Annotated in this window: 19 protein-coding genes; 14 read left to right on the forward strand and 5 right to left on the reverse strand. The window is 72.5% G+C overall.

Annotated features, from left to right (window positions below; translation table 11 throughout):
* Positions 1-145 precede the first annotated feature (145 nt).
* Both AB0I89_RS13750 and AB0I89_RS13755 read left to right on the forward strand, forming a co-directional pair.
* A complete protein-coding gene (locus AB0I89_RS13750; protein ID WP_357125708.1) occupies positions 146-1,372 on the forward strand; it encodes a PLP-dependent aminotransferase family protein in 1,227 nt (408 codons plus the stop codon).
* Entirely contained in the window at positions 1,369-2,721 is a 1,353-nt protein-coding gene (locus AB0I89_RS13755; RefSeq protein ID WP_357125263.1) for a cation:proton antiporter, read from the forward strand. Before AB0I89_RS13750 ends, AB0I89_RS13755 begins: the two co-directional genes overlap by 4 nt.
* Positions 2,722-2,738: 17 nt before the next feature.
* Here AB0I89_RS13755 and AB0I89_RS13760 read toward each other — a convergent pair whose 3' ends face one another.
* From AB0I89_RS13760 to larB, 3 genes are read right to left on the reverse strand one after another with little or no spacing between them, the layout of a single operon-like run.
* A complete protein-coding gene (locus AB0I89_RS13760; RefSeq protein WP_357125266.1) occupies positions 2,739-4,037 on the reverse strand; it encodes a nucleotide disphospho-sugar-binding domain-containing protein in 1,299 nt (432 codons plus the stop codon).
* Positions 4,034-5,380, reverse strand: coding sequence for a nickel pincer cofactor biosynthesis protein LarC (gene larC, locus AB0I89_RS13765; protein ID WP_357125271.1), 1,347 nt, complete (start codon positions 5,378-5,380; stop codon positions 4,034-4,036). Before larC ends, AB0I89_RS13760 begins: the two co-directional genes overlap by 4 nt.
* Positions 5,373-6,029 (reverse strand): nickel pincer cofactor biosynthesis protein LarB, encoded by a 657-nt coding sequence (gene larB / locus AB0I89_RS13770; protein ID WP_357125274.1) that lies wholly within the window; start codon positions 6,027-6,029, stop codon positions 5,373-5,375. Before larB ends, larC begins: the two co-directional genes overlap by 8 nt.
* Before the next feature lie 19 nt (positions 6,030-6,048).
* On the opposite strand from larB, the gene larE reads away from it, so the two are divergent.
* The 5 genes from larE to AB0I89_RS13795 all read left to right on the forward strand — a co-directional run bounded on the left by larE (position 6,049) and on the right by AB0I89_RS13795 (position 13,158).
* Positions 6,049-6,942, forward strand: coding sequence for an ATP-dependent sacrificial sulfur transferase LarE (larE, locus tag AB0I89_RS13775; RefSeq protein ID WP_357125278.1), 894 nt, complete (start codon positions 6,049-6,051; stop codon positions 6,940-6,942).
* A 67-nt stretch (positions 6,943-7,009) separates the two neighbouring features.
* Entirely contained in the window at positions 7,010-9,334 is a 2,325-nt protein-coding gene (locus AB0I89_RS13780) for an HAD-IB family hydrolase (RefSeq protein ID WP_357125281.1), read from the forward strand.
* Complete coding sequence (locus AB0I89_RS13785; protein ID WP_357125284.1) at positions 9,331-10,590, forward strand: zinc-binding dehydrogenase; 1,260 nt, start codon at positions 9,331-9,333, stop codon at positions 10,588-10,590. Before AB0I89_RS13780 ends, AB0I89_RS13785 begins: the two co-directional genes overlap by 4 nt.
* 50 nt (positions 10,591-10,640) lie before the next feature.
* Positions 10,641-12,218: a lactate racemase domain-containing protein gene (locus tag AB0I89_RS13790; protein ID WP_357125287.1), complete on the forward strand. Its 1,578-nt coding sequence runs from the start codon at positions 10,641-10,643 to the stop codon at positions 12,216-12,218.
* 13 nt (positions 12,219-12,231) lie between these two features.
* Entirely contained in the window at positions 12,232-13,158 is a 927-nt protein-coding gene (locus AB0I89_RS13795) for a lysophospholipid acyltransferase family protein (protein ID WP_357125290.1), read from the forward strand.
* 38 nt (positions 13,159-13,196) lie between these two features.
* Here the strand turns inward: AB0I89_RS13795 and AB0I89_RS13800 are convergent, their stop codons facing one another.
* Entirely contained in the window at positions 13,197-13,646 is a 450-nt protein-coding gene (locus tag AB0I89_RS13800) for a hypothetical protein (RefSeq protein ID WP_357125293.1), read from the reverse strand.
* Positions 13,647-13,799: 153 nt separating this feature from the next.
* On the opposite strand from AB0I89_RS13800, the gene AB0I89_RS13805 reads away from it, so the two are divergent.
* The 7 genes from AB0I89_RS13805 to AB0I89_RS13835 are packed head-to-tail and all read left to right on the forward strand — an operon-like array spanning position 13,800 to position 22,781.
* Positions 13,800-15,416, forward strand: a complete 1,617-nt coding sequence (locus AB0I89_RS13805; protein WP_357125296.1) for an aldehyde dehydrogenase family protein — start codon at positions 13,800-13,802, stop codon at positions 15,414-15,416.
* Positions 15,413-16,543, forward strand: coding sequence for an acyl-CoA dehydrogenase family protein (locus AB0I89_RS13810; RefSeq protein WP_357125299.1), 1,131 nt, complete (start codon positions 15,413-15,415; stop codon positions 16,541-16,543). The genes AB0I89_RS13805 and AB0I89_RS13810 overlap by 4 nt, the downstream gene beginning before the upstream one ends.
* Positions 16,544-16,551: 8 nt before the next feature.
* The gene (locus tag AB0I89_RS13815) at positions 16,552-17,835 is read left to right on the forward strand and encodes an aminotransferase class III-fold pyridoxal phosphate-dependent enzyme (protein WP_357125302.1); all 1,284 of its coding nucleotides are present in this window, start codon (positions 16,552-16,554) and stop codon (positions 17,833-17,835) included.
* A gap of 1 nt (position 17,836) precedes the next feature.
* Positions 17,837-18,325: an SRPBCC family protein gene (locus tag AB0I89_RS13820; RefSeq protein WP_357125305.1), complete on the forward strand. Its 489-nt coding sequence runs from the start codon at positions 17,837-17,839 to the stop codon at positions 18,323-18,325.
* Between the two features lie 2 nt (positions 18,326-18,327).
* A complete protein-coding gene (locus AB0I89_RS13825; RefSeq protein WP_357125308.1) occupies positions 18,328-18,843 on the forward strand; it encodes a hypothetical protein in 516 nt (171 codons plus the stop codon).
* The gene (locus tag AB0I89_RS13830) at positions 18,843-21,767 is read left to right on the forward strand and encodes an FAD-dependent oxidoreductase (protein ID WP_357125312.1); all 2,925 of its coding nucleotides are present in this window, start codon (positions 18,843-18,845) and stop codon (positions 21,765-21,767) included. The genes AB0I89_RS13825 and AB0I89_RS13830 overlap by 1 nt, the downstream gene beginning before the upstream one ends.
* An 18-nt stretch (positions 21,768-21,785) precedes the next feature.
* Positions 21,786-22,781: a DUF2156 domain-containing protein gene (locus AB0I89_RS13835; RefSeq protein WP_357125315.1), complete on the forward strand. Its 996-nt coding sequence runs from the start codon at positions 21,786-21,788 to the stop codon at positions 22,779-22,781.
* Positions 22,782-22,847: 66 nt separating this feature from the next.
* On the opposite strand, the gene AB0I89_RS13840 is transcribed toward AB0I89_RS13835, so the two are convergent.
* The gene (locus tag AB0I89_RS13840) at positions 22,848-24,707 is read right to left on the reverse strand and encodes a 5'-nucleotidase C-terminal domain-containing protein (protein ID WP_357125318.1); all 1,860 of its coding nucleotides are present in this window, start codon (positions 24,705-24,707) and stop codon (positions 22,848-22,850) included.
* Positions 24,708-24,782: the final 75 nt, after the last annotated feature.

Here is a 24,782-nt window from a genome sequence, read left to right on the forward strand (position 1 = left end):
CGACGGGGCGGGGCCGGGCGTCGGGTGACGCCCTCGCGGGATGGTCCCCGTGACCGGCCGGTCGGGGACGACCACGGTCGGCGCCCGCGCGCCGATCGCCCTGGCCGACCTGCACGGTTCGCTGGCCGACCCGGTGCTCGACTCGATGACCTTCCTCAACGAGATCGCCGGTCGCTTCCCGGACGCGGTGTCGTTCGCCGCCGGCCGGCCCTACGAGGAGTTCTTCGAGGTCGAGGCGGTGCATCGCTACCTGCGCCGCTACTGCGACCATCTGCGTGACGAGCACGGGTTGAGCGAACGTCAGGTCAACCGCACGCTGTTGCAGTACGGGCGGACCAAGGGCATCGTGCACGACCTGGTGGCCCGCAACCTGTCCGTCGACGAGGGGATGGACGTCGACCCGGAGTCGGTCGTGGTGACGGTGGGCGCGCAGGAGGGCATGTTCCTCGTGTTGCGGGCGTTGCGGACCGACCCCCGCGACGTGCTGCTGGCCGTCTCGCCGAACTACGTGGGCATTCGCGGGGCCGCGTCGCTCGTGGACATGACCACGCTGCCGGTGCGGGACGGCTCGCGCGGCATCGACCTGGCCGACCTCGCCCGGGTGGTGCGCGACGCCCGGGCGGCGGGGCAGCGCCCCCGCGCGCTGTACCTCGTGCCCGACTTCGCCAACCCGGCCGGGGCGAGCCTGGACACCGAGACCCGGGTGGCGGTGCTGCGCGCGGCCGCCGAACACGATCTGCTGATCATCGAGGACAACCCGTACGGGCTGTTCCACGCCGGTGGCGACCGCCCGGCCACGCTCAAGGCCATGGACGACGACCGTCGGGTCGTCTATCTCGGCTCGTTCGCCAAGACCGGGATGCCCGGCGCCCGGGTGGGTTACGTGGTCGCTGACCAGCCGGTGGCCGGCCCCGGGGGAACGGGCCTGCTGGCCGACGAGCTTTCCAAGATCAAGAGCATGGTGACCGTCAACACCTCACCGCTGGCGCAGGCGATCATCGCCGGCAAGTTGCTGGAGCACGACTGCAGTCTCGTCCGCGCCAACGAGCGCGAGGCCGGCGCGTACCGGCGCAATCTGCGGCACGTGCTGGACGGCCTGGCCGCGCGCTTCGGGCCGGGTGCCGGCGTTTCCTGGAACACCCCCGGTGGGGGCTTCTTCCTCGTGGTGACGGTGCCGTTCGTGGTGGACGACGCGCTGCTGGAGCGCTCCGCCCGCGACTTCGGTGTGTTGTGGACGCCGATGCACCACTTCTACGCCGACGGAGGTGGACGCCACCAGCTCCGTCTGTCGGTCAGCCTGCTGCAGCCACCGCAGATCGAGCAGGGGCTCGACCGACTGGCGGCCCTGATCAGGGAGATGAGGCCGGTATGAACGCACCCATCATGCCGCTGGCCGGCGGACAGGTCGTGATCCTGCTCGTCCAGATCGCGTCCCTGCTCCTGCTCGGCCTCGGCCTGGGCCGGTTGGCGGCGCGGTTCGGCCTGCCCCAGATCGTCGGCGAGCTGATGGCCGGCGTGGTGCTCGGGCCGTCGCTGCTCGGCCACGCCGCTCCGGCGGTCCACGACTGGCTGTTCCCCGCCGACCCGGCGCAGATGCACCTGCTGGACGCGGTCGCCCAGATCGGCGTCCTGCTGCTGGTGGGGGTGGCCGGCATCGAGTTGGACACCCGGATCGTCCGCCGCCGTGGCACCTCGGCGCTCCGGATCAGTCTGGGCGGTCTGCTCATCCCGATCGGCTTCGGCATCCTGATCGGTTACCTGGCCCCGGCCGTCCTCGTGCCGGACACCACGGAACGCCCGGTGTTCGCGCTGTTCCTCGCCGTCGCCATGTGCGTGACGGCGATCCCCGTGATCGCCAAGACGCTGGCGGACATGAAGCTCATCCACCGCGACGTCGGGCAGTTGATCATGACTTCCGGCATGGTCGACGACGCCGTGGGCTGGTTCCTGTTGTCGGTCGTGTCGGCCATGGCGACCGTCGGCGTACGCGCGGGTCAGGTCGCGCTGTCCCTGCTGCTGCTGGTGGCGTTCGTGGTCGCCGCGATCGTCGTCGGCCGGCCGCTGGTGAGTGGAGCGTTGCGGCTCGCCGGCCGGTCCACCGAGAGCGGGCCGACCATCGTCACGGCCGTGATCATCGTCCTCGTCGGCGCGGCGATCACCCAGTCGCTGCACATGGAGGCGGTGTTCGGCGCGTTCGTCGCCGGCATTCTCGTCGGCCAGGCGATCCGGGATCGGCGGGCGGTGCTGGCCCCCCTGCGGACCGTCGTGCTCACCGTGCTGGCACCGATCTTCCTGGCCTCCGCCGGCCTACGGATGGACCTCGGCGTGCTGCTCGACCGCGACGTGGCGATCGCCGCCTTCGTGGTCCTCGCGGCGGCGATCCTCGGCAAGTTCACGGGCGCGTACCTCGGTGCGCGATCCAGCCGGCTCGGCCACTGGGAGTCCCTGGCCGTCGGCGCCGGCATGAACGCCCGGGGCGTCGTCGAGATCGTCGTCGCCATGGTGGGGTTGCGGCTCGGCGTCCTGGACATCGCCACCTTCACGATCATCGCCCTCGTCGCCATCGTCACGTCGATGATGGCGCCCCCGCTGCTACGCCTGGCGATGTCCCGGGTCGCGCACAGCGCCGACGAACTCCTGCGCAAGGCCGACCACGAGGAGCAGTGGGCGACCGGACCGGTCGTCCGACCGGCGGGCACGGGCGCCCCGCCGGCCGCGTAGCGGGCCGACCCAGCGGATCAACCCAGGACGCCGGCGGGGCCGATGGGGTCGGCCTCCCCGGAATCGTGCAGGGCGAGGATGGCCTCGGCCGCGTTCGCGGGTCCGTCAGTGGCCGCGTACCAGCGCTGGACCCGCTCGGCCGCCTCGCGGTAGGACCGGTCGGCCAGCATCTCCGCGGCGAGCGCGGCCAGTCTCGCGCCCACGTGTCTCGGCGCCAGCAGGCGTGCCGCGCCGATCCGTTCCAGCAGCGCGAGGTTCAGGTCCTGCTCCGGTTGGAGCGGAAAACCGAGCACCGGCGTGCCGCCGGCCATCGCCGTCTGCACGCTGCCCTGTCCGCCCGCGGTGATCGCCAGGTCCACCTCCGGCATGATCAGGTGGCTCGGCAGCACGCCGCCGACCATGACCCGGTCGCCGGCCATGTCGTGCAGGTCGTGGTGGGTGCCGGCGACCAGTACGCGCACCGGGAGGGTGGCGATGGTCGTCACCACGCGCCGCACGAAGCCGACCTCGGCCGAGTTGACCGCCACGTAGACGACCGGCCCCGGCTCGGCGAGGAAACGGGCGACCCGCTCGGGCAACGGCAGGTCGAGCCGGGCGTAGAGCGGCCCGACGCAGCGCAGCCGGGTGCCCGCCCGATAGCCGGACCGGCCGTCCGGCCGCCAGTCGGCCACCTCCGTGGCGGACACGCCCAGCACCTCCGGCACCTCCGGGATGAGCGCCAGGTCGCCGAGGACGAGCGCGGCGAGGCTGGGTACGCGCGGTACGCCCAGGTCGGCCGCCAGCCGGTTGAACCCGCCGCAGTAGAAGCCGACCCGGGACGGCAGGGAGTTGGACAACCACCGCAGCAGCGGCGACGGCAGCAGGCCGAAGTGCGCCTGACTCGGCGCCGGCAGCATCCCGCGCTCGAACAGCGGCGGTACCCAACTGCCGGCGTGCTCGGTGACCAGCCGGGCACCGGCCAGCCGGGTCGACAGCAGGGTGGTCAGCGTGAAGCCGGTGACCACCGTACGGATGTCGTGCTGGCGGAAGTACTCGGTCTCGGCGGTGACGTAGTCGCGCATCTCCCGGTCGGTGTACATGCTCTGACCGACGTAGCCCATGCCGATCTCGTCGCGGATGAACCGTTCGCACCGCTGCGGCGTCATCCGTTCACCGACGATGTCGTACGGGACGCCGACGTCGCGGAGCACGTGCTCGTAGGTGCCGCCGTGCGTGGCGATGCGGGCGGTCACCCCGCGCTGTCGCAGCGCGCGGTAGATCTCCAACATGCGCGAGGTGGCGGAGAGGAAGCCGCAGTGCGGCATCAGACAGATCACGCGGTCGTCGCCTCCGGGAGCGGACCGGCCTCCGGGACCGAGTCGGCCTCCGGGACCGAGTCGGCCTCCGGGAGCGGTTCGGCCTGCGGTGACGGGCCGACGCCGCGGGCCACCGCGCGTACCTCGTCCAGCACCCGGGCGACCGGCACGTCGGCGCGCTGGGCGACCGCCAGGGCGTCGTCGTACTCCGGTTGCACGCTGACCAGACGGTCACCCAGGTAGCCGCGCTTGACCCGTACGGCGGTGTCGCCGTACGGCATGGCGATCTGGTCGCGGCGCAGCCGGCGGCGCTGCACGGTGGACACCCGTACGCCGAGCGTGCCGGTGTAGGTGAAGACCAGCCGGCAGACCAGGTCGAGCTGCGCCGGTGCGGCCAGCACGCTGAGCAGTTGCCCCGGTCGGCCCTTGCGCATCAGCACCGGCGTGCACCAGGCGTCCGCCGCGCCCACGGCCCGCAACCGCTCCAGCAGATCCGGCCAGATTCGCGGGTCCAGGTCGTCGATGGTGGTGTCGACCCGGTGCAGCGGTTCGCCCTGCCAGGGTGTGGCGTCGGAGTCCGGGGCCGCCGAGGCGCCCACCAGCACCCGCAGGATGTTCGGGTGGCCGGCCGGGTCGCGGGTGCCGGCGCCGACCCCGACCGCGTGCGGCACCAACGCCGGTGGCGGCCCCCAGCCGGTGGCCAGGGTGGCGAGCAGGGCGGCGCCCGACGGCGTGCACAACTCCATCGCGGCCGGATGGGCGGCGATCGGTGCGCCCGCGCCGGAGAGGATCTCCAGAACGGCGGGCACGGGTACCGGCATCGGGCCGTGCTCGGTGCGGACCACGCCGGAGCCGACCGCGACCGGGCCGACCACCCGGATCGGCGCGTCGAGCAGCCCCAGGTCGGCGAGCGCGAGCGCACATCCGACCAGGTCGACCACCGCGTCGAGGGCGCCGACCTCGTGGAAGTGGATGTCCGCCAGGGGTACGCCGTGCACCCGCGCCTCGGCCCGCGCGAGGGTGGTGAAGGCGGCGACCGCGAAGTCGTGCACCGCCGACGGGAGCGCCGCCCGCGCGATGATCGCGGTCACCGCGGCCAGGTCGCGGTGGGTGCCGCTGTCGGGTGCCGTGACGACGAGATGGGCGGCGCGCAGGCCGTGTCGGCGTACGCTCTCCAGCTTCAGCGTCACCGGCTCCACCGCGAGTCGCGCCACGCCCTGCTCGACGGCGGACAGGCTCGCGCCCGCGTCGAGCAACGCCGCCAGCAGCATGTCGCCGGCCGCGCCGTTGCTGGGGTCGACCCACAGGGCGGTGCTCGACGGGACCGCCGCGCTGTCCTCGGTCATCGTCCGCGGCTCAGCCATTCGCGTCTGCGCAGCTCGGCGTGCGGCGGGCGATCCTGGCGGCGGCGACGCCCGCGCCGAAGCCGTTGTCCACGTTGACGGTGAGCACGCCCGGGGCGCACGAGTTGAGCATGCCGAGCCAGGCCGTCAGGCCGTCCAGGTGCCAGCCGTACCCGACGCTGGTGGGCACCGCGATCAGCGGGCTGCCGACCAGTCCACCGAGGACCGACGGCAGCGCGGCCTCCATCCCGGCGATGGCCACCACCACGTCGGCGCGGGCGATCCGGTCCCGCTCGGCCAGCAACCGGTGCAGGCCGGCCACCCCGACGTCCACCACGAGATCCGCCCGGGACCCGAAGACGGCCACGGTGGCCGCGCACTCACGGGCGACCGGCAGGTCGCTCGTGCCGCCGCAGGCGATGGCGACCGTGCCCACCGGCGTGCGCTCGGGGCCCACCACCGCGGTCCGGGACACCGGATCCACCACGTCGGCGCCGAACTCGTCGGCGCACCGGGCCATGGCGGCGTCGGTGAGCCGGGTGGCGAGGATCGGAGTGTCCGGATGGGCGACGCGTAGCGCGTGCATCGCTCCCGTCACCTGTTCAGGAGTTTTGCCCGCGCCGTACACCACTTCGGGGTCGCCGGTGCGCGACAGACGGTCCACGTCCATCCGTGCGAATCCTAGGTCGATGAATTCCGGTGCGGACACCTCACGCTCCTTCCAGTACTGTCGAGCTGTGAGACCTGATGGATGGGCCTGGGGGGCCGCGGATCAGCTCGTCGCGGAATTCACACGATACGGCAAAACGCTCGTCGCATTCTCCGGTGGCGTGGACTCCAGCGTCGCCGTAGCGGCGGCGGTGCGGGCTCTGGATCCGGCCGATGTCGCCGCGGTGACGGCGGTTTCGGCCGCTGTCCCCGCCGCCGAGGTCGCCGCCGCCCGCGACTTCTGCGCCCGGCTCGGCGTGGCGCACCACGTGCTCGGCACCCGCGAGCTGGAGGTCGAGGGCTACCGCGAGAACGGCCCGCGCCGGTGCTACTTCTGCAAGAGCACGCTCATCGACACCGTGCGTGAGCTGGCCGACCGGCTCGGCTTCACGACAGTGGTGACGGGCACCAACGCCTCGGACCTGGCCGCCGGCTTCCGACCGGGGATCGCCGCCGCGGCCGAGCGCGCGGCCCGCACGCCGCTCGCGGACCTCGGGCTCGACAAGCCGGCGGTACGCGCGATAGCGGAGCTCTGGGGCCTCGACACGGCCGCCAAACCGGCCGCCGCCTGTCTGGCCAGCCGGATCGCGTTCGGGGTGCCCATCTCGCCGGCCCGGCTGGCCCGGGTGGAGCTGGCCGAGCTGGCCGCCCGCCGCCTGCTGGCCCCGCACGGGGTGGTCGACCTGCGGGTCCGTGACCTGGGCGACGGCGTCCGCCTCGAGGTCGACGCGCCCATCGTGGAGCGGGCCCGTGCCGACCAGCGGGTCGCCGCGGCCATCCGCGCGGCCGGATTCCCCGACCTGCCGCTCACCGTGGAGGCGTTCCGGTCCGGATCGATGAACGAACTGCTCGACGATCCGGACCGCTGGCGCTGACCGTCGGCGTCGTTTTTTCCGCGAATCGGTGGCTGACGCGCGGCCCGTTTGACGCTATCCTCATCTGGTGAATTACAACCCGGGTGACCGACCCGCCACGCCGAACTGGTCTCTCGATGGTGCCCACGTCCTGCTCACCGGGGTGACCGGGTTCCTCGGGCAGGCAGCGCTGGAGCGGCTGCTCGCCGACTACCCCAACACCCGGGTGACGGTGCTGGTGCGCGGGCGCGGCGCGACGTCGGGCGCCGACCGCGTCGCCGGACTGGGGCGCAAGCCGGTGTTCCGCACGCTGCGCCGCAGGATCGGCGGGCCGGCCCTCACGCAGTTGCTGGCCGAGCGGGTCAGCGTCCTCGAGGGCGACCTCACCGGCTCGGTCCCGGCGCTTCCGGACGACCTGACCGCCGTCCTGCACTGCGCGTCCACCGTGTCCTTCGACCCGCCGATCGACGAGGCGTTCGAGGTCAACGTCGGCGGTCTGGTCAACCTCTACGATGCGGTCGTCGCGCTGCCGCGACGTCCGCACGTGGTCCACGTCTCGACGGCGTACGTGGCCGGCGCCCGCAAGGGCGTGGTGCCCGAGGCCCCGCTGGACCACGACGTCGACTGGCAGGCCGAGCTGACCGCCGCGCGGGCCGCCCGCGCCGAGGTGGAGCGCGCTTCCCGCCGCCCCGAGGCGCTGCGCGCGCTGTTGGCCGAGGCCCGCGCCGAGCACGGCAAGGCCGGCCCGCAGGCGACGGCGCGGGCCGCCGAGGAGGCGCGGCGTCGCAAGGTGACCGAGCGACTCATCGACTACGGCCGGCTGCGCGCGCACAGCGTCGGCTGGCCGGACGTCTACACGTTCACCAAGGCGCTGGGGGAGCGGGTCGCCGAGCAGTACGCCCGCGACGAGGGGCTGCGCCTCTCCGTGGTGCGCCCGGCGATCGTGCAGAGCGCGCTGCGTCATCCGTTCCCCGGGTGGTTCGACTCCTTCAAGATGGTGGACCCGATCATCCTGTCGTACGGGCGCGGCACGCTTCCGGACTTTCCCGGCCTGCCCGACGCGGTGGTGGACATCGTCCCCATCGACCTGGTCACCAACGCCCTGCTGGCGGTCGCGGCCGTCGAGCCGGAGCCCGCCGCGCCGGTCTACTACCACGTCGGCACCGGCGCGCGGAACCCGCTGACCCAACGCCAGCTCGACGAGAACATCCGCAACTACTTCCGCCGTCACCCGCTGCCCGAGGCCGGTCGCGGTCACATCGCGGTGCCGACCTGGCGCTTTCCGGGCGCGAGCCAGATCGAGCGCAAGCTGCGCACCGGTGAGCGCGCCGTGTCGCTCGCCGAACGGGCGCTGCTGCGGCTGCCGGCCTCGCCGCGCACCCGCGACTGGATGACGAAGGTGCACAAGGAGACCAAGCGGATCGAGTCGCTGCGTCGACTGTCCGACCTGTACGGCGTCTACACCGAGGTCGAGGCCATCTACACCGACGGCAACGTGCTGGCGCTGCACCGCCAGGTGCCCGAGGAGATGGTCAGCCGGGGCAGCTTCGACGTCGCCGAGGTGGACTGGCCGCACTACCTCCAGGAGGTGCACTGCCCGGCCATCACCGCGCTGCTGCGGCAGTCGGTGACCCGGCGTCCCCGTTCCAGCGGGCGCGGGCCGCTGCCCGAGGGCCGCGACACGGTGGCGGTCTTCGACCTGGAGGGCACGGTGGTGGCGTCCAACCTCATCGAGACCTTCCTGTGGGCCCGCCTGTCCGACCGGCCGAAGGGCGGCTGGGCCAAGGAGTTCGCCGCGCTCGCCGGAGCCGCGCCGCGCTACCTGCGCGCCGAGCAGCGCAGCCGGGGTGAGTTCATCCGGACCTTCATGCGGCGGTACGCCGGCGCCTCCGAGGAGGCGCTGCGCGACCTGATCCGTGACCGGATGGGTGACGCGCTGCTGCGGCGGGCGCTGCCGGAGGCGATCCGGCAGATCCGCGCCCACCGTGCGGCCGGCCACCGCACCATCCTGATCACCGGCACCGCGGACATCCTCATCGAATCGCTGCGCCCGCTCTTCGACGACGTGGTCGCGAGCCGGTTGCACGTGCGCGACGGCGTCCTGACCGGCTTTTTGGCCTCACCGCCGTTGGTGGGCGAGGCCCGCCTGGCCTGGCTCCGCCACCACGCCGACGACATCGGCGCAGACCTGCGCAGCTCGTACGCGTACGGCGACAGCTTCTCCGACCGATCACTTCTCGAGGGGGTGGGCAACCCGGTGGCCGTCAACCCCGATCCCAAGCTGTACCGCCACGCGAAGCGCCAGAACTGGCGCATCGAGGAGTGGGGCGGGCACACGGTCGGCGCGGTCGAGAACATGGTCGAGCTGACCACCTCGGCCGCCGGCCCCGGCGCGCGGGGAGCGGCCCGATGATGCCGGCCCTGGAATACCGCCAGTCGACTCCCCGCTTCCTCGCCGCCCGGGGCGCCAGCTCCACCAAACTCGGCGGCCGGATGTCCGGCGTGCTCGCCAGCAACGTGGCGCCCCTGCGCCTGGTGCACCGGGCCGAGCCCAGCCTGCCGTCGGGCGACTGGGTCCGGCTGCGACCGCTGCTCTCCGGCATCTGCGGCTCGGACGTCAGCCTGCTGACGGGTCGCTCGTCGCCGTACTTCGGAGCGGTCGTGTCGATGCCCTTCGTGCCCGGGCACGAGGTGGTCGCGGAGACCCTGGACGACCTACCCAACCTGCCCAAGGGCAGCCGCGTCGTGGTCGACCCGGTGCTGTCCTGCGCCGTACGCGGCGGGGAGCCCTGCCGATGGTGTGTCGCGGGGCAGCACAGCCGGTGCGACCGGGTCACCGCCGGTCGTGTCTCCGCCGGCCTGCAGACCGGCTACTGCACCGACACCGGCGGCGGCTGGGGTCGGCAGATGGTCGCGCACGCGGCCCAGCTGCATCCCGTACCCGACACGATGGACGACCGCCGGGCGGTGCTCGTCGAGCCGCTGGCCTGCGCGGTGCACTCGGTCCATCGGGCGCAGGTGCCGGCCGGGGCGGCCGTGTTGATCGTCGGCGCCGGCACGGTCGGCCTGCTGACCCTGCTGGCGCTGCGTGCCCTGACCAAGGCCGGCCCCATCTACGTGGTGGCCAAGCACGCGCACCAGCACGCCCGGGCCCGCGAGCTCGGGGCCACCGAGGTTTTCCAGCCGTCCCGTGCGGCTCGCGCGGTACGCCGGGCCTGTGGCGGCACGCTGGAGCAACCCATGATCGGCGGCGACTTCCTCCTCGGCGGGGCGGACGTGGCCTTCGAGTGCACCGGTGCCGGGGCCGGCCTGGATATGGCGCTGCGGCTGGTCCGGGCCGGTGGCACGGTGCTGCTGTCCGGGATGCCTTCCGGCGGGGTGGACCTGACACCCGTCTGGTTCCGGGAGCTGAACCTCGTCGGGTCGTACGCCTCCAGCGGCAGCGCGGCGGCGAGCCCGACCGCCGGGACCGAGGCCGACGCGCCGGAGGCCGACGAGCCCGTCGGGGGCACGTTCGCCGAGGCGATGGCGCTGGCCGCCGAAGCGCCCCTGGACGGTTACGTCGACGCGATCTACCCGCTGTCGCGGTGGCGCGAGGCGCTCGGCCACGCCGCCAAGGCCGGGCAGTTGGGCGCCGTCAAGGTCGCCTTCGACCCCAGCCGCAACTGACCAAGCAGCCCGACGCACCCGCACGAGCCGGAACGACGAAAGGACAATTCATGAGCAGACCTGGCTTCGTGCTCGAGGTCGACGAGCGTACGCCGCCGCTGCTCGTCCACCAGGGGGAGGGTTTCCTCCTCGAGCGGTTCCCGCTCGGCACACGGGTGGTGTACCCGCCGGATTCGCTTCCGCCGATCGCCAACGTCGACGCCGCCATCCAGCGCGCGCTGCTGCACCCGGTGGACTCGCCGCCGCTGCCCGACCTGCTCCGCCCCGGGATGCGACTGACGATCGTCTTCGACGACCTGTCCCTCCCGTTGCCGCAGATGCGCCCACCGGACGTCCGGCAGCGGGTGATCGAGAACGTGCTGGAGCTCGCCGCCGAGGCGGGTGTGGACGACGTCGAGCTGATCGCGGCGAACTCGCTGCACCGGCGGATGACGCCGGCCGAGCTGAAGCGGATCGTCGGCGAGCGGGTCTTCCGGGCGTTCTTCCCCAAGCACCTGAAGAATCATGACGCCGAGGACCCGGACGGTCTGGTCCACCTCGGCACCACGCCGCACGGCGAGGACGTGGAGATCAACCGGCGGGCGGCCGAGAGCGATCTCATCGTGTACGCCAACATCAACCTCACCGCGATGAGCGGCGGCAGCAAGTCGGTGACCGTGGGTCTCGGCTCCTACCGGAGTCTTCGCCACCACCACAACGTCCACACGCTGCGCCACTCGCGCTCCTTCAACGACCCGCCGAACTCGGCCATGCACCACTCGTACGACCGGATGGCCGACGTGCTGGGCGAGGCGGTCAAGGTCTTCACGGTCGAGACCACCCTCAACCTCGACTCGTTCCCCAGCCAGGTCGGCTTCCTCAACAAGCGCGAATGGGAGTGGGGGATCGGCGACCAGCTCTCCTACCTGGCCGCCAAGCGGGCCAACGACCTGACGCCGCCCAAGCTGCGCCGACGCGTCTGGCAGAACAACGACGCGCCGTACGGGGTGACCGGGGTCAACGCGGGCCGGCCCGACTCGGTCCACCCGCTCACGCTCGCCAACGTGCACCGTCAGCAGCTCACCGAGGTGCAGGGTCAGAGTGACATCGGCGTGTGGGGCCTGCCCTTCATCTGCCCGTACAACGTCAACTCGATCATGAACCCGATCCTGGTGATGTCGCTGGGCCTGGGGTACTTCTTCAACCTCTACCGCAACCAGCCCATCGTGCGGCGCGGCGGGGTCGGCATCTTCTACCACCCGATGCCCAAGGAGTTCCACCCGGTGCACCACCCCAGCTACATCGACTTCTTCGAGGAGGTCCTGCCGCAGACCACCGACCCGGCGGCGATCGAGGCGAAGTACGAGCAGCAGTACGCGCAGGACCCCTGGTACCGGCACCTGTACCGGACCAGCTACGCGTACCACGGCGTGCACCCGTTCTACATGTGGTACTGGGGGGCGCACGCGATGGAGCACCTGGGCGACGTGATCTTCGTCGGCGCCGACCGGAAGACGGCGGCGGTGATGGGCTTCCGGGCGGCCTCTTCGCTCGCCGACGCGCTGGAGATGGCGCGTGACACGGTCGGGTCGAGCCCGAGCATCACCTACCTGCACGCCCCGCCCGTGACCCTGGCGGACGTCCGATGACCCGGGAGGCGACGTGCGCCTGATCGACGAGGTGAGGCTGCTGCGCGGCCGCCGCGACTGGCGTGGCCGGGCGACGACTCCTCGCTCCGCCGAGCCGTACGAGATCCGCCGCGAGCGCTCCGAGTTCCCCACCGCCTGGGCCCGCACCCGGGCGGCGGGGGCGGTCCGCTTCGGCCTGCAGCGGGGCGTGCTCAAGTCGGTGGCCTGGACCCAGACCCATCCGGTCGTTCGCGGCACGGAGTACCTCGACGGCTTGCAGGGGCCCGCCGTCTTCGTCTCCAATCACGCGAGTCACCTGGACACGCCGTTGATTCTCGGCTCGGTGCCCCGTCGGTTCGCGCGGCGGCTGGCCGTCGGGGCCGCCGCCGACTACTTCTTCGACGCGCGCTGGCGGGCCGTCGTGACGTCGCTGGTGTTCAACGCCTTCCCGATCGAGCGGCAGGGTGACCGGCGGCTACGCAGCCTCGCCACCAAGCTGCTCGGCGACGGTTGGAGCCTGCTGCTCTTTCCGGAGAGCAGCAGGTCCACCGACGGCTGGATGAGCGGCATGCGGTTGGGCGCCGCGCACCTGTGCTGCACGCACAACGTTCCGGCGGTGCCGGTCGCGCTGCGGGGCACGTTCGGCGCCATGCCGCGCGGCCGGAACTGGCCGGTGCCCGGCCGGCGCACGGTCGTGGTGCGCTACGGCCGGCCACTGTGGCCCCGCGAGGGCGAGGGGGCGCGGGCGTTCCACGAGCGGATGTCCGCCGCGATCGGCCGGTTGTGGGTGGAGGAGGAGGTCGGCTGGTACCGCTCACTGCGGACCGCGCCGGCCGCCGCCGTCGCGTCCACCACCGGGCCGCAGGCCGCCGAGTGGCGGCGGTTGTGGGAGTCGACGCGTCCGCTTCCCGCGGCCGACGGCCGCCCGGCCCGCCGTATCTGGCCGACCAGCCGTTCCTGACCGTCGGACGACTCCCGTTCGGGCGGTCGGCGTGCGGGCTACGGCCGCTCGCGCGGGAGATCGGCGGTTGGCTGCCCGGCGGCGTTGCCGGCCGGGAGACGGTAGCCGGCGAAGAAGACCGCCAGTCCCACCACGACGGTGAGCGCCAGCAGGGCGTTCTCCGCGACGCTGTCGGCGGTTGGCAGCGCCCCCGCGTGGGCCAGATGGAACAGCAGGTGTGGCGTGTTCGCGACGACCGACGCGGCCGCTGCGGCGAGACACAACTCCCGCACCGGCCGCGCGGCCGCCCAGCCGAGGACGACCGCCAACGCCAGGTAGGCGTAGCCCAGGTCGGACAGCAGGTGCTCGTTGTACGGGCCACCGGCGGCGACCCAGCCCGCGCCGAACGGGAACCAGTCGAAGAACCACCGCGGCGCGACGGACGCCGGCACGCCGAGGGCGAGCATCTGCGCGGCCAGTAATGCCGATCCGATCCGAATCCACCGCATGGGGCTTTTCCTGGGCGCTTGCGCGTCGTGTGTCGGCATCTTGCCTCTGCTCAAAGGTTCGTTGACACCCTTCAACGAGGGCATCTATGGTTCGACCGTTCCTCGACTAATGAATTAGTAGCACAGACTCGCTTATGGGAGGGGGCTGCGACGTTGCGATCGTACGGGTCCTACATCGCAGGTCAGGACGTTCCAGCGGACAAGTGGGTACATTGCCTGCGCGCCTCGGCGGTGCTCAACGACATGCTGCCCCAGCTTTCCCTCAAGCGTGACCTGGACCGCGGCCGTCGCCACGACGGCGACGACCACGCGAGCGTCCTGGCCCGCTGCGCGGTGGCCGACGACGCCGTCGTCGAGCAGGCCATCCAGGCCGCCGCGGCGGCGGCGCCCGTCTGGGGCGCGATGCCTCTTCGGGTACGGCTCCAGGTGGCGCACCGACTCCACGAGGAGCTGCGCCGGCGGCACGACGAGGTGGTGGAGGTCCTCGTCCAGGAGGGGCACCCCCGCGCGCTCGCCGAGTGGGAGCTGGCCGGGTGCCTGCACGGGACGAGCCCCGAGACGATCGGGCTGTGCGCGGAGCAGATGCACCGGGAGTACGACGACGCGAACCGGCGTCTACTGGTGGTACGCAAGCCCGACGGCGTGGTCGCGCTGAGCCCACCGCAGAACGCGGCGGCGGTCAACTCGCTGCTCGGCGTTCCCGCGCTCGCCGCCGGCAACGCGCTCGTCGTGAAGGCGCCGCGGGGGAGCCCCTACGGCGTGATGTTCGTGCTGCGCGAGATCGTGGCGCCGATCCTCGACGAGGTCGGTGCCCCACCCGGCACCCTGAACGTGGTCTGCGGCCCGCCCAAGCGGATCCTCGACCAGTTCCTGGCCAGCCCGCTCGTCGACGACATCTTCTACTTCGGCAGCAGCGAACTCGGCATCCCGCTCGGAGTGGAGGCGGTACGCCGGGGCAAGAAGCCGATCCTGGAGTTGGCCGGCAACGACGGTTGCGTGGTGTGGCACGACGCCGATCTCGACCGTGCCGCCGAGGCGCTCACCGAGAGCTTCTTCGGGTCCGGGCAGATCTGCATGGTTCCCAACTACGTGGTGGCCCACCCGGCGATCGCGGACCGTCTGCTGGCCCGCCTGATCAGCCACGCCCGCAAGATCCGGCCCGGTCATCCCGAGGATCCGGACGTGCTGCTGTCGCCGGTGCTCAAGAGCGACCAGTTCGCCCGGTACGTCGAGCAGGCCACGGAGTGCGGCGCCGAGGTGCTCGCCGGTGGGAACCGGATGGAGTTGGACGGCTCGATCTCGTCCACCGGGGTGTTCGTCGAGCCGACCGTTCTGCGGGTCAACGGCCTGACCGACGCCCGGGCGGTGTGGGCGGTGGCCCGGGAGACCTTCTTCCCGCTGCTGCCGGTGGTGGTGCCCGACCCGGACCACGGCGACGGCCTGCTCGACGACGTCATCGACTTCCTGAACGCCAACGAGTACGCCCTGCGCAACTCGGTCTGGACCGGTGACGAGTCCATGGTCGAGCAGTTCGTGGCCCGGGTGCACAACGGGGGCCTACTCAAGATCAACGACTCGCACATCGGGTTCGTCCCGTACCTGTCCACCCACGGTGGCGCCGGCCTGACCGGCGGCCCGGGGGGCGAGAGCAACTATCCAATGCTGCGTACGTCGCACCTGCAGGGCATCAGCATCGGTCGCGACGTCCAGCCCCGGCGGGCGGCACTTGCCTCCCCGCTGCGTGCCGAGCGGGAGGGTCTGGCGGCATGAGCTTTCTCGACACCGAGCGGGACACCTGCGACATGCTGCTTCCCGGCCTGCTCAAGAGGCTCGGCGAGGTTCCCCTGATGGAGTTGGAGCGCCCGGGTGGGCCGGGCGTCGCCCTCTTCCGGGAGGCGGGGGGCGCGGGTCTGGTGGTGCCCAAGACCTACCAGGGGCTCGGCGCGTCCGCCCTCCAGGCCGTGCGGGTCACCCGCGCCCTGGCCGCGCAGGCGCCGTCGCTGGCGGTCGCCACCACGATGCACCAGTTCTCGGTCGCCGGCCTGGTGGCCCTGGCCCGGGCGAACGTCGGGTTCGAGTGGATGCTGCTGGAGGCGGTGGCCACCGATCGCCGGCTGGTGGCCTCCGGCTTCGCCGAGGGGCATGCCGGTCGCGGCATCCTGACGCCCACCATGACGGCCCGGCGGGACGGCAAGAACTGGCGGGTCACCGGTGCGAAGCGCCCGTGCAGCCTCTCCGCCTCGATGGACCTGCTGACCGCCAGCGTGGCGGTGCCCACCGACGACGGCGGCACCCGCCTGGGTGTGGCGCTCATCCCGGCGGAGTCGCCGGGCATCACGATCGAGCCCTTCTGGGCGTCGCCGGTGCTCACCGGCGCCGAGTCCGACGCCGTGCTGCTCAACGACGTCGAGGTGCATCCAGACCTGTTCGTCTACCCGGAGGTCGCGCTCGACGGCCAGCTCGACGACCTGCAGACCATCGGGTTCGTCTGGTTCCAGCTCCTGGTGACCGCGTGTTACCTGGGGGTGGCGTCCGCGCTGGTCGAGCGCGCGATCACCAGCGGCCGGGGACCGGTCACCGAGCGGGCGGACGTGGCGACCGCCGTGCAGGGCGCGGCGATCATGTTGGACGGCGCGGCACGGAGTCTCGACGACGGCGACGGCGGCAACGACGCCCTCGGCCGGGCGCTCGTGGTGCGCTTCGCCGCCGCGAACGCGATCGCCACGGCGGTGCGCGGGTCGGTGGATCTGCTCGGTGGGATGGCGTTCATCTCCTCGCCCGAGGTGGCCTATCTCGCCGCCACGTCGCACGCGGTCGCCTTCCATCCACCGTCGCGGGTGAGCACCGCCGCGGAACTGACGGCCTGGTTCGGCGGCCAGCCGCTCGTGGTGAGCTAGGAGGAGTGGTGACAGCCAGCAGCGTAGAGACCGATCAGCAGGTACGGGAGCAGGTCCGGAACAACTACCGTCGGTTCCTGTCCCGGGGCCGCGCCAAGCTCGGCGACATGTTCGGCGGGCACGTCGAGGTCGGTTCCGAGGGCGCCTGGGTGTACACCTCGGACGGCAACCGTTTCCTCAACGTGGGCGGCTACGGCGTGTTCCTGCACGGCGCCCGGCACCCGGCCGTGGTCGCCGCGGTCATCGCGCAGATCCAGAGCCATCCGATAGCCACCCGACTGATGCTGGAGCCGTCGGTGGCCGAGGCCGCGGCAGCGCTCGTCGCGGTGGCGCCGCCCGGGCTGACCCGGGTGCACTTCGCGGGCTCCGGCGCGGAGGCTGTGGAGGCGGCCATCAAGATGGCCCGTGTCCAGGGCCGGCGCAGGCTCGTCTCGACCGTCAACGGATACCACGGCAAGACCATGGGGGCGCTCTCCGTCACCGGGCAGGACCTCTACCAGCGTCCGTTCCGCCCGCTGTTGCCGGACGCCTCGCACGTTCCGTACGGAGACGCCGAGGCGCTGGCCGCCGTGCTGGCGGCCGGGCCGCCGGCCTGCGTGATCATGGAACCGGTGCAGGGCGAGGGCGGGGTGGTCATCCCGCCGCCCGGCTACCTGCGCGAGGTGTCCCGACTGTGCCGGGAGCACGGCGCGTTCCTGGTGCTCGACGAGATCCTCACCGGCGTCGGCCGCCTCGGTCACTGGTGGGGCGCCCTTCGCGAGGGCGTGACACCGGACGTGCTGCTGGCCGGCAAGAGCCTGTCCGGCGGCATCGTGCCGGTCTCCGCCGTGGTCGCCACCGCCGAGGCGTTCCAGGCCTTCGACAAGGACCCGTTCCTGCACACGTCCACGTTCTCCGGCGCGCCGATCGCGATGGCCGCCACCCGTGCCGCGATCACGGTCGCCACCGAGGAACGGTTGGTCGAGCGCTCGGCGACGCTCGGTGACGAGTTGCTGGCCCGCCTGCGGGCGGCGGCGGCCGGGTATCCGCACCTGGTTCGTGAGGTACGCGGCGTCGGGCTGCTGATCGGCGTGGAGTTCGCCGGTCCGGGGCTGGCCGGCGAGGCCATCCTCGAACTCCTCAACGCCCGGGTGATCGTGAACCACTCGCTGAACGCCAGCGCCGTGCTGCGCCTCACTCCACCCGCGGTGCTCTCCGGCGACGAGGTCGCCCTCCTGGTCGACGCGTTCGACGGCGCGCTGCGCACGCTCGGCCACCGCTATCCGACAGCAGACCGGCTGGGGGTCCACTGACATGCGACGGGTCGAGATCCAGGCATTCCTTTCCGGTGGGGACGGCGGCGCGGTGTTCGACCAGCTGGTCGACTTCGAGCGCTACCCGCACCTGGTCGACGTGGTCCAGAGGGTGACCGTGCAGTCGCCGGCCGACGCGCGACGGGTCGTCAGCTCGTGGGAGGTCCTGTTCCGCAACGGGATCCTGGCCTGGACGGAGGCCGACGACCTGGACCGCGATCGTCTCACCATCGAGTTCGACCAGATCGACGGTGACTTCGACGAGTTCTCCGGCGCGTGGACGCTGCGCCAGGACCCGGACGGGGTGGCGATGACGTTCGTGGCGAGCTTCGACTTCGGCGTGCCCAGTCTCGCCAGCATCATCGATCCGGTCGCGGAGCGGGTCCTCACCGAGACGATCCACCACGTTCTCCGGGGACTGTTCCCGGCGGTGACCATCCCGGACGGCGTCCTGGCGACCGCGTCGGTCGGCGTCAGCGGGAAGGCCTGACGATGGACCAGCTGAACACGTTCGACACGCCGACCACCGCCCGGCTGCACCGCGCGGAGTGGTTCGCCGGGCTCGCGCTGGCGAGTGGCCTGTTCATCGCGCACTGGGACGAGATCCGGTGGCTGCCGGCGATCGGGCTGTTCCTCTACATCGACCTGATCGGCTACATCCCCGGGGCGATCGCCTACCATCGCAGCCCGGACGGGCGGATCCCGAAGGCGTACTACGTCCTCTACAACAGCATGCACAGCCTGCTCAGCGCCGGACTGGTGGTGGCGCTCTGGGCCTGGCTGATCGGGCCGGAATGGGCGCTGCTGGCGGTGCCGATCCACCTCTTCGGTGACCGCTCGCTCTTCGGCAACCAGCTCAAGCCCTTCGGCGTGCCGTTCGAGCCGAAGCGTCTGCCCGCCTTCGACGCGCTGCTGCGCGAGGTGACCGGCGGTCCGTCGCCGGCCCCTGCCGGGCGAGCCGACTCACCGGTCCCGACGGCCACGTCGAGACCCACCTCGGTGGCCTGATGAGCCGGCCGGTCTCCGCGGCGAGCGGTTGGCAACGCGACGACCCGCGGGCCGCGCGACTGCCGGCCCTCGCCGGCGACGAGGAGGCGTCCGTCGCCATCGTCGGAGGAGGGCTGGCCGGGCTCGCGCTGGCGTACCAGTTGACGAACCACCTGCCCGCCCGCGACATCCTGGTCCTGGAGGCCACCGAGGTCGGCTCCGGCGCCAGCGGACACAGCACCGGCATCGTCGGCCCCGGGGTCGGCGGCCCGATCACGACACTGGTCAGACGGTACGGACGGGACCGGGCCCGGACCATGTTCGCCGCCACGCTCGACGGGATCGCCGCGCTGCGGCGGCTGGCCCGGGGTCTGCCCGACGGCTGCGAGCTGACCGACGGCTTCCAGCTCGTGGCCGCGTCGGCGCCCGCACACGCCGGATCGCTCCGACGTCAGGCGCAGACCCTGCGCGACCTCGGCTTCGACGCCTCCTACCTGGACCGCGACGGCGCCACCGAGCGCCTGGGCAGCACCCGTTACCACGGCGCGTTGTGCTACCCCGACGTGGCGCTGGTCAACCCGTGGCTGCTGGTCCAGGCACTCCGGGCGGCGCTGCTCACCGCCGGGGTGCGCATCGCCGAGAACACGCCGGTCACCGCGATCACCGGCGGCGACCCGGTCACGGTGACGGCCGGGGGACATCGGGTACGCGCCAGACGGGTGGCCCTGACCACGGACGGCTTCACCACACGGCTGGGACTGTTCACCCGGAACGTCGCGGTGATCCGTACCCATGTCCTGCGCACCGGCCCCGTACCCGCCGACCTGCTGGCGCGGACCGGTTGGGACGGGCGCGGCGCGGCCATCGACAGCCGGTCGTTCTTCAACTACCTGCGGATGACCGCCCGCGGCCGGCTGCTGTTCGGCGGTGGTCCCGCCCTGCTGGAGCCGCGCGTCGACGAGCGCGGTATCGCCGCCGTTCGGGACCGGCTGGTCCGCGAACTCGCCGCGACCTTTCCGGCGCTGGCGGACGTGCCGGTGACCGACTTCTGGTCCGGCGTCACGGCGTCCACGTTCGACCGGCTGCCGATCGTCGGTCCGGTTCCGGGCCGGCCGGGGGTGTGGTTCGCGGGCGCGTGGTGTGGGCACGGCCTGGCCCTCTCGGCGCTGACGGCCGAGGTGCTCGCCCCCCGGCTGGTCGACCGCTCGGATCCGACGGCGGCCGACCCGACCGCGCCGCTGCCGGAGCTGCCCTGGCTGCGCGGCACCGCGGGCCTGATGCCGACGGGCCGGATCGGCAACCTGCTGCTGGCCGGCTACCTGCGCGGGCTGGACGCGGCCGACAAGATCGCCCCTGCCCGCCGCTCGCCAACCCCACCCGCCCTCGTGACCCCTGTCGCGCCGACCGACCCGTCGTCGGCCGTCGAGCCAACTCGGCCCCCGGTCGCTGTGGCGGCGGAGCTGCCAGTCTCCGCGGCGTCCGGGCCGGCCACAACGCCAGACCTGCCGGTCGCCGCGGCCCCAGAGCCAGCGGCCACCGCGACGGTGCCGCCGGTCGGTGCGGCCGCGCAACCAACGGGCCCGGCCACCGGATTGCCGGCGGCGGCGACGGGCGGCGCGGTCGTGGCCGGCAACCGGGCGATGGAGCAGCAGGTCGACGTCGTGATCGTGGGGGCGCGGGTGGCCGGTTCGGCGCTGGCGGCCCGGCTCGCGGCGGCCGGTCTGTCGGTGGCCGTGTTCGACCGCGGTGACCTGCCCGCGCCGACCCTGTCCACGCACATCCTGCACGGCACCGAGGACCTGCGGATCGAGGGCGTGTACGACACCGTCGTCGCACAGGGCGTGCCGCCGCTGCACGACGTGTGGGTCCGGCTGGACGACGTGAAGCTGCACTTCCGCCACCCGGACGACCCGGGGCTGTGTCCACCTCGGGACGTCCTCGACCAGGTTCTGCTGGACCGGGCGGTCGCCGCCGGCGCCAAGACCTCCACCGGCACCGCCGTCGTCGGTCTGCGGCACGGCGCGGACGGCGCGGTGCGCGGCGTGACCGTGCAGCGTGCCGACGGTTCGGTCCGGGACGTGTCGGCGCGGCTGGTGGTGGGAGCGGACGGCCGTAACTCGTCGGTGGCCCGGTGGGTGGGTGCCCGCCAGTACCTGACGGCGCGCAGCGAACGGGCCCTGCTCTGGCGGTACTTCACCGGCGCACGGATCCCGCCGGCGCTGCTGTGGCACCGCATCGGGGTGCACATCGTCTCGATCCTGCCCACCGGTCCCGAGGATTTCGTGGTCATCGCGCAACCTCCGGAGCGCCTACAGGGCGAGCTGGCCGGTCAGAAGGTGGCCGGGTTCCTGCGGCACGTCGAGTCGGTCAGCCCGCAGGTGGGCCACCTCGCCGCCGCCGGCGAGCCGGTGGGGGACCTGCACCGCGTGGTGCGGTACCCGTCCTTCTTCCGGCAGCCGTTCGGGCCGGGCTGGGCCCTGGTGGGCGACGCCGGGCACGCCAAGGACGCCACCCTGGGACACGGGATCAACGACGCGCTGCGCAACGCCCGCGCGCTCGCGGCGGTGCTGACCGCGCACTGGGAACAGCCGGCGGCGCTGTCGTCGGGGCTGGCCCGGTGGGCCCGGGACCGGGACCGGGCTGAGTTGCCGAACTACTGGTACGGCCAGGACATCGGCCGGGGCGGCACGGTCACCGCGATGGAGCACGCGTTCCTCGCCGGCCTCCAGCGCAACTCCCGGGCCGTGGGCCGGCTCGATGACGTGATGGGTGACCGGCTCGACGCCGACCGACTGCTCACCCTGCCCCGGCTGGTGGGTGCCGTCGCCCACCGTGTCACCGGCGGCGAACCCGCCTCGGCCGTCGGGCGTGAGGCCGTGGACCTTGTCCAGCTCGCGTGGGCACGCCGGCGCGCGGCGACCCGCCACGACCCGTCCGCTCCCTGACAGGTGGAGGCCACCGCCATGGAACCGATGACCGCCCTGGCCGTCCTGCGCCGGCACGCGCAGCACTCCAGCGCCGCGCTGGCGCTGAACAGGGAGACGCGGCACTTCACGGTGACCGGTCTCGACGGGTTCATCGCGTACCGGCCGGCCGGGCGGCGGCACGCCGTGCAACTGGGCAGCGTCTACGCCGACCCGGAGGACCGCAAGCGGCTGCTCGGGGCGTTCCACGGCTGGGCGCAGCAGGAGGGCCGGCGGCTGTGCGCGGTCCAGCTCACCCCGGACGACCTCGACCTGTACGCCGAGTTCGGTTACCAGCTCAGTCAGCTCGGCGCGGCGTACTCGATCGACCTGGACAGCTTCAGCCTGCGTGGCCGCAAGTTCGAGAAGGTGCGCAACAAGTTGGCGCGCTCCCGGCGGGCCGGGGTCACCGTCGTGGAGGCCGGCCGGGACGTGCCGTACGACGCGCCGCTCGCCGCGCGCCTGGACGCCCTGGACGCCCGTTGGCTCGCGGACAAGGGCCGGCACGTCAAGCAGATCGAGTTCCTGGTCGGTGAGCGTGCCCGCCAGGACGATCCCGTACGCCGGCTGTTCCTCGCGTTGTCCGACGGTGCGCCGGTGGCGTACGTGTCGTACTCCCCGGCGTTCGGCCGCGAGGGCGGCTGGCTGTACGACATCACGCGCCGTGAGCCCGACGCGCCACCCGGCGCGGTCGACCTGGCGTTCGTGGTCGCGTCGCAGCGTTTCCAGGCCGAGGGCGCGCGGTGGCTGCACCTGGGCCTCACGCCGTTCCGGGAGCTGTCGCCCCGGCACCAGCCGGCCGGTGGCAGCCATCGGGGCACGGACCGGCTGATCGGGTTCATCGCCGAGCACGGGGACTGGATCTACCCGGCCCGCAGCCAGGCCGAGTTCAAGGAGAAGTGGCAGCCGCGGGTGACGCCCGAGTACGTCGGCTTCTATCCGAGCGTGTCACTGCGTACCGTCTGGCGGTTGCTGCGATTGACCCGGGCGGTCTGAGAGGCCGACGGTCGTCTCCGGAAGCCGCGCGGGCTTCCGGAGACGACAGTTCGTTTCAGCTTCGCGTCACTCGACGGTCAGGCGAATGCGCCGCCGCCGGGCCGCGACGAGCGCGACGGCGCCGGCCAGCAACAGCAGGATGCCGGCGCCGGCGATCGTGAGGGCCTTGACGCCGGTGATCGGCAGACCGGGTTCGCCGGCTCCGCCGCCGTTGCCGGTGCCGCCGCTGGGGCTGGCGGTGGGGCTGCCGGTGGGCTCACCGCTGGGGCCGCCGCCGACCGGGGCGCCCGGCTGGTCCACGGTGTACGCGCGCTCCACCGTGTCGGCGGTGACCGGGGACTTCGCCCGGAGGTAGTCGACGAGCACGGTGAGGTCGTTGTCGCCGGTCGCGAGCGGGTCGACGCCGCCGGCGAGCGCCTTGAAGTTGTCACCGCCGGAGGCCAGGAACGAGTTGACCGTCACCCGGTAGGTGCCCTTCGGGTCGATGACCGTGCCGTTGAGGAAGATGCGGTCGGCGATGACCCGGTTGCCCGCCGGACCGTTCGGGTCGTAGACGTAGCTGAAGCCCTTGGAGACGCCCAGGTGCAGGAAGGGCCGCGACGCGCCCGCCGGTTGCCACTGCTGCTCCAGCGTCTCCTTGATCTCCGCACCGGTGTAGGTCTTGGTGATCACGTCGTTGGCGAACGGCTGGACGGTGGCGGCGTCGGCGAAGGTGACCGTGCCGTCGGGGCTCTTGACGAAGTCGGCGCGCAGGCCGCCCGGGTTCATGAAGGCGATCTGCGCTCCGCCCCGGTTGGCCGCGCGGGTGCCCTCCAGCTGGACGTCGGCGATGAAGTTGCCGAGGGTCGACTCGCTGCCACGGTCCTCGACGCCCTCGGCGGTGACGGCGCGCTTGATGTCGGCGGTGATCTCGCCGATCTTCACCTTGCCCTGCACGTCGGCCTCGGCCTTGGTGTCGGCGACGAACTGCGCGACCGCCGGGTCCGCCGGGTAGCCCTTGATCGGGAGGACGGCGCCTTCGGCGGCGGTCACCTTACCGTCGGCGACGGTGAGCTTGACCTGGTCCAGGGCGTCCCCGTACCGGCCGGTCTGCAGGACCGGCCGCTTGTGTCCCAGCTTCGGCACGTCGTACGAGCAGTTGTACGGGACGTGGGTGTGACCCGAGATGATGACGTTGATGTCGGCGCTGGCGCCGGTCACGATCTTGCCGAAGGGAGTGCTCGGGTCCGCCACGGCGGCGCAGGCGGCGGCGTCCGTGCCGCTCGCCTCCGAGCCCTCGTGCACGAGGAGCACGACGGCGTCCACGTCGTCGTCGGCCTTCAGCTTCGCCGCGACGCGGTTCGCCTCGGCGGTCGGGTCCTTGAAGGTCAGGCCCGGGATGCCGGCCGGTGACACCAGCGACGGGGTCTCCAGGGTGACCGCGCCGACGACGCCGATGCGGACGCCGCCGACCGTCAGCACGGTGGACTCCGCCAGGCGGCCGGGAGCGGCCTCGGTGCCCCGGTACACGTTCGCGGCCAGGTACGGGAAGCCGGAGCGGGGGATTACCCGGTCGTCGAGGTCGTCGAACCCGCGGTCGAGCTCGTGGTTGCCGACGCTCGACGCGTCGACGCCGATCATCTTGAGGAAGTCGATCGTCGGCTCGTCCTTCTGCACGAGCGAGATGAACGGGGACGCGCCGATGCTGTCACCGGCGGACAGGACCAGCGTGTTGTTGTTGGCCGCCCGCAACTGCTCGATCATGCCGGCCATCTGCGCGGCGCCACCGACTCCCGCCGTGGGCGCCTCCAGGCGGCCGTGGAAGTCGTTGAAGCCGAGGATCTGCACCTCGGTCGGCGCGGCCTGCGCCGGGGCCGGCGCGGTGCCCAGCACGACGAGTGTCGCCGCGGCCGTGGCCAGAGCCGCGCGCATAGGAAGGGAACGCAAGGGATACTCCTCATCGGACCATCGGTGGAAGCGCCATTCGGGCGCCCTCGAAGGAGATTGCTTGATCTTCGCGCT

Origin of the sequence: Micromonospora sp. NPDC049801, assembly GCF_040656575.1 — a bacterium.
Lineage (GTDB): Bacteria > Actinomycetota > Actinomycetes > Mycobacteriales > Micromonosporaceae > Micromonospora.